Source organism: Geofilum sp. OHC36d9, from assembly GCF_052400685.1.
Classification (GTDB): domain Bacteria; phylum Bacteroidota; class Bacteroidia; order Bacteroidales; family Marinilabiliaceae; genus CAZHHH01.
Window position 1 is genome coordinate 174,395 of record NZ_JBQTGJ010000002.1, and the last position, 17,501, is coordinate 191,895.

Sequence of the window (17,501 nt, forward strand, 5' to 3'; positions counted from 1 at the left end):
TTTATATATTAGAATTTAAGGCTTACACCTACTAAATAAGTTCTGGCTGAAGGATACAAACCCAGATCTACACCAGAAGCCCATGAACTGGGAGCATAACCAACTTCAGGATCTGAACCTGAATAGTTCGTTATCGTATAAAGATTTTTAGCTGAAACATAAAGTCTGGCTTCACTCAATGGTAATTTATTGAATAGCATTTTCAGATCGTACCCCACAGTAAGGTTACTCAATCGTAAAAAGTCAGCATCCTCAATGAATAAATCAGAGACGTTAAGTAAGTTACTATGTGTTTTCAAAGAAAGTAATGGCCATTTATTTGAAGTACCTTCACCATGCCAACGATCGTAAACACTGACATCATAATTTTGCTGAGGGATATCGCCAAATGAACGGTATGATTTTGCTATTTGATGTCCAAACATGCCATTTGCAGTAAGTTGTAAATAAAAACCTTTATAGTCGGCATTAAATTGGAATCCCAGGATATAATCAGGATTTGGATTACCTAGCATTACCTTGTCATAGTCATCAATTTCCCCATCAGGCTCACCTTCCGGTCCACTCACATCAACAAAACGCACATCACCGGGTTTTGCGGATGCCATTAAAGGGTCACCATCGGGGCCTACATATTCAGCAACTTCTTCTTCATTTTGCAAAATTCCATCTGTTTTATAGCCCAGGAAGTAACCAATAGGATAGCCGACTTCTGCACGATATAATTCAGGAGCTCCCTGACTTAAAACATAATCTGGTCCATGAATAATTTTCTCTTCATTAGCAATATCAAGAACTTCATTTTTGTTATGTGCCAACGAAACATTTACATTGTAAGAGAAATCACCACGTCTTTGATTCCAGCTTGTAACCAATTCTATTCCCTGATTTCTTACTGATCCACCATTAATGGCAGCAGAAGCGCTTCCCCATGAAGCTAAAGATGGAGGAGATACCAACCAGTCGCGAGTATCTTTACGATACCAGTCGAAATTAAATTGAAGTGCACTGTCAAAAAAGTGAGCGTCGAAACCAAGGTCAACCTGCTCTGATGTTTCCCAGGATATATCTTCGTTGGGAACTCTTGCAGGATATGCACCTACAGTATAACTCGTTTTGTCGTTACCAAAGAAATAATAAGCACTTTCATACGAAAGAGTTGAAAGGTATTGGAAATCTGAGATATCCTGATTACCATTTTGCCCCCAGCTAGCTCTTAACTTCAGGAAATTTAAGACAGGTACATCTTTCATAAAGGTTTCGTTAGTAGCTACCCAACCAGCCGAAACAGATGGGAATATTCCCCAGCGGTTATCTTCGGAAAACTTTGAAGAGCCATCATACCTTAAAACTCCTGTTAATAAATAGGTTTCATTGAAATCATATGATAAACGACCAAAGTAAGACATCATTGCCCAGCCATAAGAGTCGCTTCCAGAAATTGCTGTATTTGTTGTTATTGTAGGAGAATTATCAATGTAAGCATGTTCAAAATCGCCAAAGATATTTCCTTCATTAGAGGTTTGCATAGAAAGATTTTGTGCATTCCTGGTTGCCTCAGTACCAGCAAGAGCTGAAATATTATGACTTCCAACACTGTATTTATACGAAAGAGTATTGGTAAAAGTCCACGTATAGCCCTGATTCATTTGTTGGGTCGTATTATCAATCGTAGAAATAGCCGTTTGACTTAAATCATAAGGTACCATATAACTTCTGGACGATCCAAACCATGCATTTACACCATAAGAAGAACGGAAAACCAAATTACGTATTGGTTCTATTGAAACATATGCACTTCCTACAATTCGGTTGCTATTATTCTCATTGTTAGCACCGTTATATATCATACTTGCAATTGGATTACTTTCTTTTGAATTCCAATCGGTAGCATAATGATATGGATAAGCCGGGTCGCTTTCGTCTTCAGCATACATTGGCAACACAGGCGTTGCAATTAGCGCGTTGTGAAAGTCGTTCCAGTATATATTGCCGGTACGAACTGTTGGACTTGAACTGTTGGTATAGGTAAGTGTTTGGCCAACTTTAAAAACATCCCTTTTGTTATGAGTAATTAGTGAATGGTCACTATTTAAACGGACATTAATTCGCTTATATGTGTTATTAGTACCTTTACCAATAATACCTTTTTCTTTGTGGTAACCAAAGCCTAAAGAATAAACAGATTTATCACTTCCTCCGGTAATGTTAACGCTATGATTTTCAACATATGCTTCATCATCTACCATTTCATCAATCCAATCTGTTCCTTGCCATTCACCGCTAACAATCTTATCATAATTTGGAACTAAACTTTCCCATGAAATGGGGACAACCTCTTTACCCCTTGCGATATAATCATTTGCATTGGCTTCGTCCATGATTTCAATGTATTGTTGTGCATTGAGCATCTTAGGAGCATTTACCATGCTGTGCCATCCATGATAGAAATCATAAGAGACAGTCGCTTTCTGACTCTTTTTTCCCTGTTTTGTTGTAACCAGAATGACTCCGTTAGCAGCACGCGATCCATAAATGGCAGCCGAAGCAGCATCTTTTAAAACATCAACACTTTCAATGTCGGAAGGTGCAAGGTGATTAATGTTATCGGTTGAAACGCCATCAACAATATATAAAGGAGCTGAATTTCCCGTAGTACCAATACCTCTAATATAAACCTCAGCGCTGGCACCCGGTTGTCCATTGCTTTGAGTAATAGTTACACCAGCACTTACGCCTTTCAATGCATCAATAGCACTGGTCGTATTTAATTTTTGAATGTCTTCCCCTCCGATATTAACGGAAGATCCTGTCCCTAATTTTTTCTTTTGAACCCCATAACCAATAGCAACAACTTCCTCTAACTGAAGAATATCTTCATGAAGCGTTATGTTGAGATAAGATTGATCTGATATCTCAACCGTTTGATTAAGAAAACCAATAAATGAGAAAACTAAGCTGGCATCATCACCATTAACCGTAATTATAAATGAACCGTCAACATTAGTAATGGTACCATTGGTTGTCCCTTTTTCAGTTACGTTTACACCCGGAATTGGTGCTCCTGTATCATCTGATACGGTTCCAGAAATCTGCTTCCCTTGCCCGAAAACAGATAATTGAAACGCAAGAAAAAAAATCAATAAGAGTTTTGATCGGGAAAAACTCGAATGATTCAACAAAGAATTTCGATTTTTAGTCATAATTATGTATTCGATTAAAAATTGTTAAAATGTAAACTATACCTCGATTAATACAACGCTGTCCTTTTCCTTAATTCTATCGTTTACCCCCAAGCTAAAAAGGAGCAAATCCCCATTCGTTTCTCTCCATTAATTAAAGTCAAAGTCAAATAGTGGTAATAAAACTAAATAACTGTTTATTTCCTTTACAACTCAAAACTAGATAAAGCAAAAAAAGGACATCTTTAATAATATGCTTAATGCATCTATAAAATAATGCTCCAACTGAATATCAGCATATTACAAAGAACAATTAATGGGAAATTATTAATTAAAGACTGTACTTTTCACTCTGTCCATAATGTTCTAAAGTTTAAAATTTGCTAATTATGTCAAGAAAAAATAAATCACCAGAGCATTGGAACAATAAAAAAGTGTCAAATCGATGACGGCAAGGGCGGCCTATTTGAGCTGATCGTAAAAGGATGTATAGAAAGTATCCTGAAGGGGCCGGAATGGGGATGTTCATTGGAATTAAGAAGAGCGTTCACTAAAGAACAGGCGCAATGGCAAAGACACAAAAACACTCAAAACCAACACTGGCGATGTCACCATTGAGCCACCATATGATTGTCATGACGGTTTCGAACCGGCGCTTGTAAAAAAGCGGCAAACCAAATTGACAGACAAGAAAACCGGGATAAGATATCAATCTTGAATTGAAAGCACCAATGACTAAAAGAAAAAAAATGTTGCTCTCAGTGAACGTCGAGGGTATATAAACGGCTTCGTACCTCCGTCCCCCGACAGAATCTGAGTGCTATCTGAATAAGGTTTGAGAAAATGGTTCAAAGGGAAAAAATAACTTACGTTGAAAACGTAACAGAAACTACCGGACAAAATTCAGATGACACTCCCGTTAATTCTTTTTAAACGATTCCTGATATGCAATTGGGCTTAATCCGGTTTGCTTTTTAAAAACAGTACTAAAATAATTCGGATTGTTGTAGCCAATACTGTAGGCTGTTTCTGCAACCGTTTTATTAAGAAGCAGTTTTTTAGATTCTTCTATCCGTAAAGATGTTTGGAACTGATTTAATGTTTGACCTGTAACCTGTTTAAATACCCGCATTAAATGGGCTTTACTCAGTCCGGCTATATTCGAAATATCATCAACACTCAGATCTTCTGTAAAATGAGTTTTAAGGTATTCTATGACTTTACGCACTACAATCTCATTTTGCGAAGGAATTTGCTTTATAATATTGGAGAGCTCAATGGCTTCATTGTATAAAATAGCCCTCATTTCATTATTGTCAGAGCTTGTTTCTATAGCATTAGCACGTTCAGTATTTCTTTTAATCAAAGTTTGTGTATCTCCACCTGCTTCAATGGTTGTATCGGTTAGCATATTCAAAATTTCCCGAATCCTCATTTTATACACATCTGAATTTTCATATGATATTTCTTCAAGGTTTCTAAGCAAATTGTTGAAGTCTTCTGTTTTTGTACCAATCCCTGAGCGAACGATCATTTGCAACTCTTCTTTTAAGAGTGAAACCTTTCCCTTCATATCGCGGATATCTTTAAATACGGCCCAAACCCAGATAATGCCTGTTGGAATTGAACCAATATAAGACAACCCAAAATTCTGTGGTTCGAAACATATCCCTAACAAAAAGGCGATACCAAAAAGAAGCGTTCCCCCAAAAAATGCAAGATACTTTGATTCTTTTTTATTGCGAATCCCCCTTAATATAAGCCAACCAAAAGGAAGGACCAATTGTATAAGTGCTCCGGCAAATTGAGTATTGTGAGCCCAAATCATCGGATTTTCAATATTTATTCCAACGAACCATTCGTGTAAGGAGAACAAATTAGAAGTATCTGCATCAAAAAATAAGATATAGGCAAAAGAAAGTACAATGCCAAATGCATATGATACTATAGATATTGATTTAATATTCCGGACTCCTGATTGTTTTGCAGCAGCTACTAAAAGCGAAGGATTTCCAAGTCCCATTAATAATCCGATTCGCACAAACAAAATCAGATTGGCCGGGATTTCATTATTAAGGACCCATCCAAGACGTCCGATTAAGAACAGAATATAGGTTACTATGAATGTTATATACAACTTGTAATAGGCAGAGATTCTCTTCCTTACAACAATAAAGTATACGAGAATTATTAAAAATAACTGCGCTGACACCAACGGTGCTATAATATATTCAATTAGATCTTTAGTTATTTCCAAGTCCATATAAACCTTTAAATTTCGAACGATAAAATTAAAGAAAATAAATCACTATTGAATAACTGATTATACTAATAAAATTATTTATGAGTGATCGTTATTAGTATCATTGGAGCGTTTGTAAAAAACGTATATTAACCAATCCGGTGCTTCGCCTTGAATTTCACGAACCCGGCGACTATGACCTCTGCTGACTTCTCTCTCTTATCTTTTGGGATCTTTCGCCGATTGTTGCCGCTTGGTTTGTCACCTCTGCAACAGGTGGTGAAACATCTCTGAATAGAACTATAAACTTTCCTTGCGTATCGCCTAATTTACTCTATAAGACTACGGTTGATATTTGAACGTTGTCAATCCGGACCTCGGTTACCCATCTCAATTCAGCCTTATATTAGATTTCTGTACTTCAATACGTCAAGTTTGCCAATGGCTTCTTTCAGATTCCAAATAGCTTTGGACACCCTTGCCAATCGCTAATGTTTCCAATGAACACGGCACATGCAGGAACTTTCATCCTGCCGGATTATTACCATGCCGACATATAAAAAGAGGGTGTTGACCAAACAGCCAACACCCTCTTTTGTATAAAAAATTTCACCTACTATCTGGCGAATAATAATTCGCGGTATTTAGGTAATGGCCACATCTCATCATCAACAATCAGTTCCAGTTTGTCAACATGAGAACGTATATCATCCAAATAAGGTCTGACGGTGGTATCGTAGAGATGTGCTTTTTCAGGCATATCATCCACTTTATTGGCCACTTTACGTGCTTCGATCATATCATGAACTTTGTTTTTAATATTTTGGATATGAAATGAAGTCTGACGGATCAAGTCAAGCCTGTCAGCCACTAATTCATTATAATCAGCCTCATCTTTAAAGACATCCTTCAAACCCTGCACATTCAAAATCAAAGTATTCATATACCGTACTGCGGTAGGCACAATATGATTAATGGCAAGATCACCCAGTACACGTGATTCAATCTGAATTTTTTTGGTAAATTTTTCCAATTCAACCTCAACACGCGCTTCTAGTTCCTTTTCGTTAAAAATACCGTTATCTTTAAAAACTTTTATCGATTTTTCCTTAAGGTAAGCTTTAACGGCATCAGGCACATTAGAAACATTATACAAACCTCTGCGGGCAGCTTCTTCCACCCATTCAGGACTGTAACCGTTGCCATCGAAACGAATATTCTTGGTCTCTTTAATATACCGTTTTAAAGTTTGAAGAATGGCTTCGTCTTTCTTGACCCCTTTTTCAATCAGGCTATCCACTTCAACTTTAAACTTTTTCAACTGCGCAGCCACAACCGTGTTTAAAACGATAAGAGCGGAAGCACAATTGGCAGTAGATCCAACAGCCCTATATTCAAAACGGTTACCGGTGAAGGCGAATGGAGACGTACGGTTACGGTCGGTATTATCGAGCAAAATTTCAGGGATTTTGCCAATATTCAATTTAATGGAAGTCTTCTGATCCGGCGTCATTTTCTTATCAGGGACAGTCTCTTCCAGCTCATTTAAAACCCGGCTAAGTTCGTTCCCAAGGAAAATAGAGATAATGGATGGCGGTGCTTCATTGGCGCCCAAACGGTGCATATTACTGGCAGAAAGGATACTTGCCAACAACAAATCCTGATTTTCATAAACCGCTTTCATCACATTCAACAGGAAGGTAAGAAACTGCATATTTGTGCGGGGATTCTTACCGGGTGAAAGCAAATTAACACCGGTATCGGTACTTAATGACCAGTTATTATGTTTACCGGAACCATTGATACCTTTAAATGGCTTTTCATGAAACAGGATACGGAAATTATGTTTACGGGCAATCCGCTTCATCACATCCATAATCAGCTGATTATGATCGTTGGCAAGATTGGCCTCTTCAAAAATAGGAGCCACCTCAAACTGATTGGGAGCCACCTCATTATGTCTTGTTTTCACGGGAATACCCAAGATATAAGCTTCGTGCTCAAAATCTTCCATATAGGCAATCACCCGTTCGGGTATAGAGCTAAAATAATGATCTTCCAACTGCTGATCTTTGGAAGAGGAATGACCCATCAAGGTCCGGTCTGTGAGCATAAGGTCGGGACGTGCCATAAATAAAGCCTCATCCACAAGGAAATATTCCTGTTCCCAACCCAGGTTACTATTTACCTTTGTTACACTTTTATCAAAATACTGACAAACATCAACGGCAGCTTTATCCACCGCAGACAATGCTTTCAATAACGGCATTTTATAATCGAGTGCCTCACCGGTATATGATACAAACACAGTGGGTAAACACAACGTTGTTCCAACAATAAAAGCAGGTGATGAAACATCCCAGGCAGTATATCCGCGAGCTTCAAAAGTATTACGAATACCTCCGGAAGGAAAACTAGAGGCATCAGGTTCCTGTTGTACGAGCAACTTTCCACTGAAAGCTTCAACTACTCCACCATCTTTATCAATATCAATAAAAGCATCGTGTTTTTCGGCGGTGCCATCGGTTAACGGATGAAACCAGTGCGTATAATGAGTCGCCCCATTAGCAATTGCCCAGGATTTCATGCCTGAAGCAATTTGCTCAGCCATTTTCCGGTCAATTCTGGTCCCTTTATCGTTCGCCTCCATAACGTGGTTATAAGCCTCTTTGGAGAGATACTTTTTCATTTTGGCTTTGTCGAACACATTTTTACCGAAGTAATCAGAGGTCAAACGGCCTAATTCATCAATGTACATTGGCTTCCTGTTCAGGAGCTCTTTCAGTGCGAGAAATCTTAATGTTGCCATACAAATAGTTTTACGAGTTAGACTTTACAAATATGCATATTTTTTAAAACAACCCTTGGTTTTTCGTGTTAAAAAATATAAAATCACATCATATATAACATTCAACCCCCTAAACAAACAGGGGTGATGATTCAATTTATAAAAAATACTTTTATCTTCTATTGGCACCGTTACAAAAACACACCAATTAATAAAACATAAAAGGGCAAGGAACTACTTAAAAGCCCTCACCCTTCAAACAAAAGCTGGTTATAACGAGATAAACCAATTTTTCATTTTCGCTTTAAGATAAGAAGTAGTCGAATTATGATGCCAAAAAATCATTGACGCCATTGACAACCGACTGCCCACTGGCAATTGCCCGAACGACCAGACTGGCCCCACTGGCAGCATCACCAACAGCAAACACGCCTTTTTTACTGGTTGCCATTTGGTCGTTGACCTTCACATTTCCACCAGCGTCCAATTCCAGACCAAATTCTTTAATCACCCCCTCATGAACAGGATGTACAAAGCCCATTGAAAGCAATACCAGATCGGCCTCAATGACATGCACCGTCTCAGGCTTCTCGGCCATTTGCCATTTCCCATCCACATTGGTCCATTCCACCTCGGCCACTTCAACGCCGGTTACAACGCCATCTTTACCAATAAAACGCCGGGTTGACAGACACCATTTGCGTTCACACCCCTCTTCGTGCGAAGACGACACCTTAAGCTGATTGGGCCAATAAGGCCAGGGATTACCGGGGCCCCGTTTTTTTGGTGGTTTGGGTAAAATTTCGATCTGTGTTACAGACACTGCTTTCTGACGGTTAGAAGTTCCAACACAATCGCTACCTGTATCTCCTCCACCTATAACTAACACCTTTTTTCCTTTTGCACTAATTCGCGGTTCATCTAAATCGACACCACGATTTACTTTATTCTGCTGCTTCAGAAACTCCATGGCAAAATGAACGCCTTCCAAATCGCGCCCCTCAATGGTCAAATCACGCGCCTGCATAGCGCCAATAGCCAACACCACAGAATCGAATTCTTTAAGAATATCTTTACCTTTCACCGTCTCACCCACTGACATATTGGTACGGAATTCGATACCTTCAGCCTCAAAAATTTTAATTCGTCGATCGATGGTTTTCTTGTTCAGCTTAAAATCAGGTATTCCATACCGTAAAAGTCCCCCAACAGCATCATCGCGTTCAAACACCGTCACCGAATGTCCGGTTTGATTGAGTCTGTCAGCAGCTGATAAGCCAGACGGGCCAGAACCAATCACGGCCACCTTCTTGCCGGTACGACGTTTGGGAATTCGAGGTTGAATCAAACCCAGTTCAAAAGCTTTCTCGACTACCGACGATTCATTTTCACGAATGGTTACTGCCTCCTCGTGAATAGCGAGTACGCATGATTTTTCACAAGGTGCAGGACATACATGCCCGGTAAATTCAGGGAAGCTATTTGTAGAATGCAGGATTTTACTAGCCAAAGCATAATCCCCTTTATATACCGCATCCTGCCACTCAGGAATCTTACTGCTTACGGGGCAGGCCCAATGGCAAAATGGAATACCGCAATCCATACAACGGGAGGCTTGTAGCTGCCTGTCTTTATCGTTCAGCGTTTGTTCTACTTCGCCGTAATCATCCACACGTTCTTCAACTGGGCGGTAGCCGCTCTCCTTGCGGGCCACCTCTATAAAACCTTTTGGATTACCCATATTTTGTATTTTTATAATTTCACTATATTATTAAAATCAGGCAAATAAGAAACGATTTCCGAATAACGTTGCAACACAAATTTAACCTCTGTCAATCTCATACAAGCAACTTTACCAAACCGACTTCCACCGCCCGCCGATCATTCTTAAAACCCGATTACTCACGAAGATACGGAGCATCTTCAGTCTCAGCAAGTTTTTGTTCAAGCTCCATCAATTTTTCCTGTTGAAGTACTTTTTTATACTCAAAAGGAATCACTTTAATGAATTTGGGCAGGTAATAATCCCAGTTCACCAGAATCTCACGCGCCTTCACGCTATTAGTGTGCAACAAATGTTTGTGAAGCATCTGCTGAAGTTCAATCACATCATCGTAATCGTGAACCGGATTCAGATCTACCAGTCCCTTATTACAGAAATAATCAAACTGGCCACTCTCATCCAACACATAGGCAATACCGCCACTCATCCCCGCAGCAAAGTTACGCCCGGTAGGACCAATAACGGCAACACGGCCGCCGGTCATATATTCACAACAGTGATCGCCCACGCCTTCAACTACGGCATAAGCACCCGAGTTACGAACGGCGAAACGCTCCCCGGCAACGCCATGTACGTATAAAAATCCTTTGGTAGCACCGTATAAAACCGTATTACCGATGATAATATTTTCTTCCGGTTTAAAAGTAGATCCGGCCGGAGGCACAACCACAATTTTACCACCTGACAGTCCCTTACCCAAATAATCATTGGCATCTCCTTCCAGACGCAGCGTCACCCCCTGTACAAGAAAAGCACCAAAACTTTGTCCGGCCGATCCCATAAAAGTACAATTAACGGTATCTTTTGGCAAGCCTTCTTCGCCATACACCTTTGATATTTCACCCGAGAGCATAGCCCCCACTGCACGATCGGTATTGGCAATAGGATGAGCCATCCAGACCTTGGTTTTATTTTGAATAGCCGGACGCGCCTGCCTAATCAACTCATGATCCAGAACCTGATCAACGCCGTGCTTTTGAAGCGTCGTATTACGGATGGGATACTTTAATCCCTCTTTGGGAAAATAAGTCAATCGTGACAAATCCAAACCGCCGGTTTTCCAATGTCCCACTTCCGGATTTTGCTCTAACAAATCGGCATGACCAATAATCTCTTCAAGCGATTTAACACCCATCAGAGCCAGATACTCACGCACTTCAGTCGCAATGAAGGTGAAAAAATTAATCAGATTTTTATATTTCCCGATAAAACGTTTTCGCAGCGCCTCATCTTGTGTTGCAATACCGGCAGGACAGGTATTGAGATGACACTTACGCATCAAAACACAACCCAGAACAACCAGACTGGAAGTGGCAAAACCAAACTCCTCAGCTCCCATTAAAGCCATCTTAACCACATCTAAACCGGTCTTTAACTGACCATCTGTTTGAAGCTTTATCCGGCCGCGTAAATTATTTAAGACCAGCGTCTGCTGAACCTCGGTCAATCCAAGTTCGACTGGCAGCCCGGCATGTTTGATTGAACTCATGGGGCTTGCACCAGTACCACCTTCCGTTCCACTAATTACAATCAGGTCGGCATGTGCTTTAGCAACACCGGCAGCCACCGTTCCAACACCATTTTCAGAAACCAGCTTCACACTGATACGCGCATTGGGATTGGTGCATTTCAAATCAAAAATTAGTTGGGCCAAATCCTCAATGGAATAAATATCATGATGCGGCGGTGGGGAAATCAATGTGATACCAGGTGTGGAGCTACGCAATTTGGCTATCACCTTATCCACCTTATAACCGGGCAACTGTCCACCCTCACCGGGTTTTGCCCCCTGTGCCATTTTTATCTGAATTTCATCCGCATTAACCAAATAATTGTTGGTAACCCCAAAACGACCGCTGGCAACCTGTTTAATGGCGCTTCGCGCTTTTGATTTAAACCGGGCCGCATCTTCACCACCTTCACCCGTATTACTACGACCACCAATTTTATTCATTGCCATAGCCAACGCTTCGTGCGCCTCTTTGGAAATAGAACCATAAGACATTGCTCCGGTCACAAATCGCTTCATAATAGCTTCTACCGGCTCAACCTCATTAATATCGATGGATTTTGTGGTTTTTAGCCTTAAAAATCCACGCAAAAACAAAGGCGTTTTATTATCCTTATCGACCTGCTTTGTATATTCTTTAAACTTACTATAATCGCCTTCAGATGTTGACCACTGCAATAATCCTATTGTTTCAGGGTTCCAGCCGTGCTTCTCTCCATACTTACGAAAAGCATATGCGCCAAAGCTGTCAAAGGGACCTTCTTCCTGCATTTCATCATAAGCAGCCTTGTGAAACATAGCTGCCTCACGGGCTATCTCTTCAAACCCAATACCACCGATTCGCGATGGCGTTCCGGTAAAATATTTATTGATCACCTCACTGCCAATACCAACAGCCTCAAAAATCTGAGCGCCATGATAACTCCGCAGTGTAGAAATCCCCATTTTCGACAACACCTTCATCAAACCCTTATTCACCGATTTGATATAATTTTCACGAGCCTCATCGTAATCAAGCTTAATCTTCCCTTGTTTCACCATCTCATCAATAGTAGCAAAACAAACATAGGGGTTAACCACACTGGCGCCATAACCAATGAGCAAAGCAAAGTGCATAACTTCGCGGGCCTCTCCGGTCTCAACAATTAATCCTATCTGCATCCGTTTGCGCGTCTTCACCAAGTGGTGATGGACAGCCGAAGTAGCCAGTAAGGATGGGATCGGCGCTTCATCAGAAGAAATATTTTTATCACTCAGAATAACATAATTATTACCATCATCGACGGCCTTTTCGGCTGCCAGACAAATATCTTCCAAGGCTGCTTTTAATCCTTCACCACCTTCAGCCACTTTAAAAACCATGGGAATGGTAAGGTGCGTAAACTCTTCGCGACGATAATCCTTTATCTTTCCTAAATCGGTATTTGTCACCACTGGTGAGGCAAACTTAATGGAGCGACACTGAGCTGGCGTTTCCGTTAACATATTCTTAGAAACCGAACCAATGTAACTGGTCAAAGCCATCACCAACCCCTCACGAATGGGATCGATAGGCGGATTCGTAACCTGAGCAAACAACTGACGGAAATAGGAAAACAGGCGTTGCGGCTTTGAAGACAATGCAGCCATAGCCGTATCATTCCCCATCGACCCAATAGGCTCATTGCCCGTTGTAGCCATTGGGAAAATAATTAACTCAAGATCTTCCTTGTTATAACCAAACGCTTTAAGATAGGTATTAAACTTATCGCCCAGCGATGATGAAGCCCGCTGTTTCACCTCAATCTCTTTGAGACTGATCCGATTTTCATTGAGCCAGTTTTCATACGGATGGCGACGAGCCAAACGTGATTTCGTCTCTTCATCGGGTATAATAATACCCAATTCGGTATCAACCAAAAGCAACTTACCGGGACGCAGACGCCCCTTTTGAACGATCTCCTCGGCCGGGAATGTTTGCACTCCCACTTCGGACCCCATTACGATCATATCGTTTTTGGTGATTACATACCGGGACGGACGTAGTCCGTTACGGTCGAGTGTACCCCCAATATAACGACCATCAGAAAAAACAATTGAAGCCGGTCCATCCCAGGGCTCCATAATAGTACTATGATACTCGTAATAAGCTTTCAAACTGGGAGGAATAGGATTCTTATCATTCCACGACTCCGGAATTAGCATGGTAAGCGCCTGTGGCAACTCACGTCCTGTCATAAACAAAAACTCCAATACATTATCAAGCGAAGCAGAATCACTCTTATTGGGTTCAATCACCGGGAACAATTTCTTAAGATCCTCACCGTAAAGATCAGACTCTAACAACCCCTCGCGTGCCTGCATCCACAAACGATTTCCTTTAATGGTATTAATTTCACCATTATGAGCCATCATACGGAATGGCTGTGCCAAATCCCAGGTGGGAAAAGTATTGGTACTAAACCGTGAATGCACCAAAGCTATTGCACTTGTAACTCCAGGCTGCTGAAGATCAAGGTAGTATTCGCCCAGCTGAACAGGCGTAAGCATTCCTTTATATATAAAAACCTTACTACTGAGACTTACAATATAAAAATGTTCTTTTTGACTTAACGAAGACTGGCGAATAGCATTTTCTGTCACCTTACGGGCGATATACAATTTTCGTTCGAGAACATCCTGCTCGTACTGCCCCTGCACAAATATCTGACGAATCACCGGCTCATTGCTGCGCGCTATATCACCAATTACTTTACTATCAACAGGAACGTCGCGGTAACCAATCAATTCCAACCCTTCGGCTGCCAGTTGACTATTAAGTTCTTCCACGCAGGCCATGCTTTCCTTTTCGTTTCGTGGTAAAAACACAAGACCCGAGCCATATTTACCTGGAGCCGGCAAATTAAAACCAAACGATTTAAAAAAATCATGAGGAAGTTGCATCAAAATACCAGCACCATCGCCCGATTTATTATCGGAACCTTCAGCGCCGCGATGCGTCATATTTACAAGAACTTCGAGTCCCCGTCGAACAATTTCATTGGACTTAACCCCCTTAATATTGGCCACAAACCCGATACCGCAATTCTCATGCTCATTGGCCGGGTCATACAACCCCTGCACTTTAGGAAAACGTTGTCGCATATTCAATCCTGGTTTTATATATCACTAACTTATATTTTCATTCCAAACACCCACCTCTTTGAAACATGACAAATATCACAAATAATGGCAGATATTAAAACATCACAAAATTATATGATTTAATTACAAAATAAAAGTAGAAACGACACTTTTGTAATATAAAATAAAAAATTAAAGTTTAAATATTACAAAAAGACTCAAATCACTTTTTCGCTAACAAATCGCAAAACATTAATAAACAAGACCTAAGTTACAAAAAATAAAAACCATAGAATTAAACAAAGCACCAAAAACTAAAAAATGATATAATATACCACAAATATGTTTTATTTTATAAATATTCTTGGTGGTTTAATTTCAATTCGATATTTTTGTACCTGAATTTTATTCGATTCAACATTTGACATCTAAAAATAAGAACCATGTGTGGATTTGCAGTTTATACAGGCAGCGATAAAAAGCTCAAGCTTGACATAGCGTACGATTTTGAAAAAATTCAATACAGAGGGCCTGACAACAGCATCATAAAAGATTTTGGTCAGGAAGGTTGGATGGGCTTTCACCGGTTGAAAATCATGGACTTGTCGGACGACGGCAACCAGCCGTTTAATTATAAAAACATCCACCTGGTTTGTAATGGTGAAGTTTACAACTTCCGCGATCTACGCAAACATTATGAAAATCGTTTTGACTTTAAATCAGAAAGCGATTGCGAAGTTTTAGTTCCATTATTTCTGGAAAAGGGAATTGTAGGAATGGCACAAACACTGGATGCCGAATTTGTGTGCGTAATTTACGACGACACCCAGAAAAAATATTTTGCCGCCCGCGATCCAATTGGCATCAGGCCATTATTTTATGGCTATACAGCATACGGCGAAATTTGTTTTGCCAGTGAGATGAAAAGTCTTCATCCCATTTGTAAGGAAGTATTTCCCTTCCCGCCCGGCTATTGTTACGATGGCGAAAAGATGGTGCAATACACCGATATTGCAAAAGTAGAAGCCTTTCATAACGACGACCAGGAGGCCATTTTTAAAAACATCAACAACCTGTTTACCAAAGCTGTAGAAAAAAGGATGGACGCGGACGCGCCTGTGGGTTTTTTATGCAGTGGCGGCCTTGATTCCAGTTTGGTTTGCGCCATTGCAGCCCGTCTGACTGACAAGCCCATTAAAACATTTGCGGTTGGTATTGAAGACGGTCCCATTGACACCAAATACGCCCGCATAGTAGCAGATTATCTCAAGACCGATCACACAGAAGTGCTATTTACCCGGCAACAAATTTTCGATTCACTGAGTACACTTATCTATAAAACCGAAACATGGGATATTACAACCATCCGTGCTTCGATGGGGATGTACCTGCTGTGCGAATATATTGCCAAAAACACCGATGTCAAAGTTCTCTTAACCGGCGAAATCAGCGACGAAATTTTCGGTTACAAATACACCGATTTTGCTCCGGGCCCTGACGCATTTCAAAAGGAAGCAGAAAAACGCCTTCGTGAACTTTATATGTATGATGTATTACGGGCCGACCGTTGTATTTCGGCCCACGGACTGGAAGCCCGGGTACCCTTTGGCGATCTCAAATTTGTAAAATATGTCATGGCTATTCAGCCGGATAAAAAAATGAACTATACCGGCGTAGGTAAATACCTTTTACGCAAAGCATTCGAAAACGACTACCTGCCGCATGATATTCTGTATCGTGAAAAAGCAGCCTTTTCAGATGCAGTGGGACATAGCGTCGTCGATTACTTAAAAGCATACGCTGAAGATCTATATACAGATGAAGAATTGCAGGCTGCAAAAACAAAATATCCCTACGCAACCCCATTCTCAAAAGAATCGTTGATGTACCGTGATATTTTTGAGCAACACTTTCCCGGCAGAGCAGCCGTTATAAAAGATTTTTGGATGCCAAACAAAGAGTGGGAAAACTGCAACGTAGACGATCCATCGGCCAGAGTTCTCCCAAACTATGGGAAAAGTGGTGAATAAACAAATATTGAAAGACGGCATTAAGCAAGATGCTTGTTAATGGCCCTTTCAAATACAGTATTTAACCGACCTAAACTGCTCCGTTCCTAAACCGGAGAAAACCCGAAGTGTCACTCTTTACCTGGTGGTGATGCTTCGGGTTTAGCTTTAAACAGTACTTGCAAGAAAAGTCCAACTTCTGCGTTACGCTTGTCTTCAAAATGATCATTTACCAAAGTAAACTCACATTTTTCAGACTACGCAAGCCTTGAATTTGAACTTTTCTTATCAAGCACCTGAGTTTTGTTGATTAAACTTATAAATAACGCTTCGAGGCAAAGTCCAACTTCTGCGTTACCCTTGTCTTCAAAATGATCATTTACCAAAGTAAACTCACATTTTTCAGACTACGCAAGCCTTGAATTTGAACTTTTCTTATCAAGCACCTGAGTTTTGTTGATTAAACTTATAAATAACGCTTCGAGGCAAAGTCCAGCTTCTGCGTTACCCTTGTCTTCAAAATGATCATTTACCAAAGTAAACTCACATTTTTCAGACTGCGCAAGCCTTGAATTTGAACCTTTCTTATCAAGCACCTGAGTTTTGTTGATTAAACTTATAAATAACGCTTCGAGGCAAAGTCCAACTTCTGCGTTACGCTTGTCTTCAAAATAATCATTTACCAAAGTAAAGTCACATTTTTCAGACTACGCAAGCCTTGAATTTGAACTTTTCTTATCAAGCACCTGAGTTTTGTTGATTAAACTTATAAATAACGCTTCGAGGCAAAGTCCAACTTCTGCGTTACGCTTGTCTTCAAAATAATCATTTACCAAAGTAAAGTCACATTTTTCAGACTGCGTAAGCCTTGAATTTGAACTTTCC

At 40.4% G+C, this 17,501-nt stretch carries 7 protein-coding genes and 1 pseudogene; 2 read left to right on the top strand and 6 right to left on the bottom strand.

The window, feature by feature from the left end:
* Nucleotides 1–8: 8 nt before the first annotated feature.
* Complete coding sequence (locus tag ACT3CD_RS03575; protein ID WP_444643020.1) at nt 9–3,203, bottom strand: SusC/RagA family TonB-linked outer membrane protein; 3,195 nt, start codon at nt 3,201–3,203, stop codon at nt 9–11.
* A 544-nt stretch (nt 3,204–3,747) separates the two neighbouring features.
* Here ACT3CD_RS03575 and ACT3CD_RS03580 point away from each other — a divergent pair.
* Nucleotides 3,748–3,900, top strand: a pseudogene (locus tag ACT3CD_RS03580) (hypothetical protein); the annotation flags it as partial.
* Nucleotides 3,901–4,101: 201 nt separating this feature from the next.
* Here ACT3CD_RS03580 and ACT3CD_RS03585 read toward each other — a convergent pair.
* The 4 genes from ACT3CD_RS03585 to gltB form a co-directional block, all read right to left on the bottom strand.
* The gene (locus ACT3CD_RS03585) at nt 4,102–5,445 is read right to left on the bottom strand and encodes an AraC family transcriptional regulator (RefSeq protein WP_444643022.1); all 1,344 of its coding nucleotides are present in this window, start codon (nt 5,443–5,445) and stop codon (nt 4,102–4,104) included.
* 595 nt (nt 5,446–6,040) lie between these two features.
* Nucleotides 6,041–8,233, bottom strand: a complete 2,193-nt coding sequence (locus ACT3CD_RS03590) for a glutamine synthetase III family protein (protein ID WP_444643024.1) — start codon at nt 8,231–8,233, stop codon at nt 6,041–6,043.
* 304 nt (nt 8,234–8,537) lie between these two features.
* Entirely contained in the window at nt 8,538–9,953 is a 1,416-nt protein-coding gene (locus ACT3CD_RS03595; RefSeq protein WP_444643026.1) for a glutamate synthase subunit beta, read from the bottom strand.
* A 157-nt stretch (nt 9,954–10,110) separates the two neighbouring features.
* Nucleotides 10,111–14,628: a glutamate synthase large subunit gene (gene gltB, locus ACT3CD_RS03600; RefSeq protein ID WP_444643028.1), complete on the bottom strand. Its 4,518-nt coding sequence runs from the start codon at nt 14,626–14,628 to the stop codon at nt 10,111–10,113.
* Nucleotides 14,629–15,050: 422 nt separating this feature from the next.
* On the opposite strand from gltB, the gene asnB reads away from it, so the two are divergent.
* Entirely contained in the window at nt 15,051–16,637 is a 1,587-nt protein-coding gene (gene asnB, locus ACT3CD_RS03605; RefSeq protein ID WP_444643030.1) for an asparagine synthase B, read from the top strand.
* Between the two features lie 386 nt (nt 16,638–17,023).
* On the opposite strand, the gene ACT3CD_RS03610 is transcribed toward asnB, so the two are convergent.
* Nucleotides 17,024–17,302 (bottom strand): hypothetical protein, encoded by a 279-nt coding sequence (locus ACT3CD_RS03610; RefSeq protein WP_444643032.1) that lies wholly within the window; start codon nt 17,300–17,302, stop codon nt 17,024–17,026.
* Between the last annotated feature and the right edge of the window lie 199 nt (nt 17,303–17,501).